Raw genomic sequence first — 2,694 nt, 5'->3', positions numbered from 1 at the left:
TCAGTGGAAGACAGGGAATCGTGTTTCGAACTATGCTTTTTCATGGTCTCGCCCTCGCTGCCGTTGGCTTCTTCGAACACCACCGTGGCACTGTGATGCCTCGGCGGGGGCGAGTCCATCGATTACAAGGGTTACGCAAGCCTCAGGCATACCAGGTCGTTGTAGGAGCGGGTTCACCCGCGAAAGGGCCGGGCCTGCTGGCCAGTCTCCACCTGCCGCTCACCGTTGCCGCCACCACCGTATTCGCGGGTAAACCCGCTCCTACAAGGGTTACGCAAGCCTCAGGCATACCAGGTCGTTGCAGGAGCGGGTTCACCCGCGAAAGGGCCGGGCCTGCTGGCCAATCTCCACCCGCCGCTCACCGTTGCCGCCGCTACCGTATTCGCGGGTAAACCCGCTCCTACAAGGGTTACGCAAGCCTCAGGCATACCAGGTCGTTGTAGGAGCGGGTTCACCCGCGAACAGGCCCGCACAGGCAACAAAAAACCCGAAGCCAGTCACCTGACTCCGGGTTTTCGCCTACCACTTATGGCGCCTTACTTGGCGACAGTCTCAACAGCACCGCCCGCATTGACCCGGCGACGAGACTTGAAGATGTACACCACGAACATCGCAAGCAGCCACACCGGGATCGCATACACCGACACCTGGATACCCGGGATCATCAGCATGATGCCCAGAATCAGCACCACGAAGGCCAGCACCACATAGTTGCCGTACGGGTACCACAGCGCCTTGAACAGCGGCTTCTGGCCGGTACGGTCGAGGTGCTGACGGAACTTCAGGTGCGAGTAGCTGATCATCGCCCAGTTGATCACCAGGGTGGCCACGACCAGCGACATCAGCAGTTCCAGCGCGTTTTGCGGCATCAGGTAGTTCAGCAGCACCGCGACGAAGGTCACGGCAGCCGACACCAGGATCGAACGCACTGGCACGCCACGCTTGTCGACCTTGGCCAGCGACGCCGGGGCATCGCCCTGCTCGGCCATACCCAGCAGCATGCGGGCGTTGCAGTATGTGCCGCTGTTGTACACCGATAGCGCCGCAGTCAGCACCACGAAGTTCAGCAGGTTGGCAGCCACGTCACTGCCCAGCAGCGAGAACACTTGCACGAACGGGCTGCTGCCATAGCTGCCACCCGAGGCGTCGATGCTGGCGACCAGGGTGTCCCACGGGGTCAGCGACAGCAGCACCACCAGGGCACCGACATAGAAGATCAGGATACGGTAGATGACCTGGTTGATCGCTTTGGGGATCACAGTCTTTGGCTTGTCCGCCTCGGCGGCGGTGAAGCCAAGCATTTCCAGGCCACCAAAGGAAAACATGATGAAAGCCAAGGCCATTACCAGCCCGCTGACGCCATTGGGGAAGAAGCCGCCGTGTGACCACAGGTTGGCCACGGTGGCTTCAGGGCCGCCGCTGCCGCTGGTCAGCAGGTAGGCACCCAGGCCGATCATGCTGACGATGGCGACCACTTTGATGATGGCGAACCAGAATTCGGCTTCACCGAAGAACTTCACGTTCATCAGGTTGATGGCGTTGATCAGCACGAAGAAGGCTGCCGCCGTGACCCAGGTGGGGATCTCCGGCCACCAGTAGTGGACATACTTACCGACCGCCGAAAGCTCCGACATACCCACCAGGATATACAGCACCCAGCAGTTCCAACCCGACAGGAAGCCGGCGAAACCACCCCAGTAGCTGTGGGCGAAATGGCTGAACGAGCCGGCCACCGGCTCTTCGACGATCATTTCACCCAGCTGGCGCATGATCATGAAGGCGATGAAGCCGCAGATGGCGTAGCCAAGGATCATCGACGGGCCGGCGGATTTCATCACGCCTGCCGAGCCAAGGAACAGGCCGGTACCAATCGCACCGCCGAGGGCGATCAACTGGATATGGCGGTTCTTCAGGCCCCGCTTTAGCTCGCCTGAATGCATGTTTTGTCCACTCATGAACGAAGTCACCTGCATTGTTTTTATCTGTGACGGAATCGGACCCACCGCGCTCGTGGCGCAGCGGAATGGGCAAGGTGGTTACCTTGGGTTTCTTGACCTCAGGTGCCGCCGGAGCGGGTCAACCAGGCGTGATCAAGAGTGCGCGGTACGCAAGAGAGTCACAGGTAAAACGCGGCGCACTGTATACCCCTGCAAACGCGCAGGCGTCAACGCGTTGCATCGTTTCCTCGGGAAAAAACGCAGCGTTCCTGTGGTACAGGCCTTCAAAGGCGGAGTGATCGGCGTACATGGCGCCTCCATTTGTTGTTTTGTCAGCCCGGCTCGGTGGGCGGGCTCCTGCACAAGGCAATGGCGGCTATAACACCGTGGGGACGGGGGTTTGGGCAAGGGTGGCTGGCGTCATGGCGACGGCTTTGGTGCATGAACGCCGGCAAGGTTTGTTTACACGATCGGGCTTGATCTGAAATGCGGACTGAAAACGGCCATATTTGTACAGATTTCTTTACAGGACGGTTCAAGAACTTGCCAGTCGTCCGGAAAATTCTTTTTGTTCAATATCTTGGGCCGCTTGGCCGGATTCTCGCAGGCATAAAAAACCAGCCCGAAGGCTAATGCCAGTCAGTTAAGACTGACGCATTGACCTTTAGCCCATAGGCCGCAAAATCCGATGCTTGGAAACGAGCATCGGATTTTTTATGCGCCTGTCAAAAGCCCTGTCCCTCACTCATGAAATGGC

The 2,694-nt window shown here is 59.1% G+C and carries 1 protein-coding gene; it reads right to left on the bottom strand.

Annotated features, from left to right (window positions below; translation table 11 throughout):
* Positions 1-536 precede the first annotated feature (536 nt).
* Positions 537-1,955 carry an amino acid permease gene (locus ACYCCG_RS25955; protein WP_176685219.1) on the bottom strand — a complete coding sequence of 473 codons (1,419 nt, stop codon included), beginning with the start codon at positions 1,953-1,955 and terminating at the stop codon, positions 537-539.
* Between the last annotated feature and the right edge of the window lie 739 nt (positions 1,956-2,694).

The sequence above is a fragment of the Pseudomonas sp. VEM90 genome, from assembly GCF_054611535.1.
This window is presented reverse-complemented; position numbering and strand designations above follow the sequence as displayed.

Bases quoted from the DNA above. Each gene is read 5' to 3' on its own strand.
- ACYCCG_RS25955 (WP_176685219.1), bottom strand. From the start codon at position 1,955: ATGAGTGGACAAAACATGCATTCAGGCGAGCTAAAGCGGGGCCTGAAG.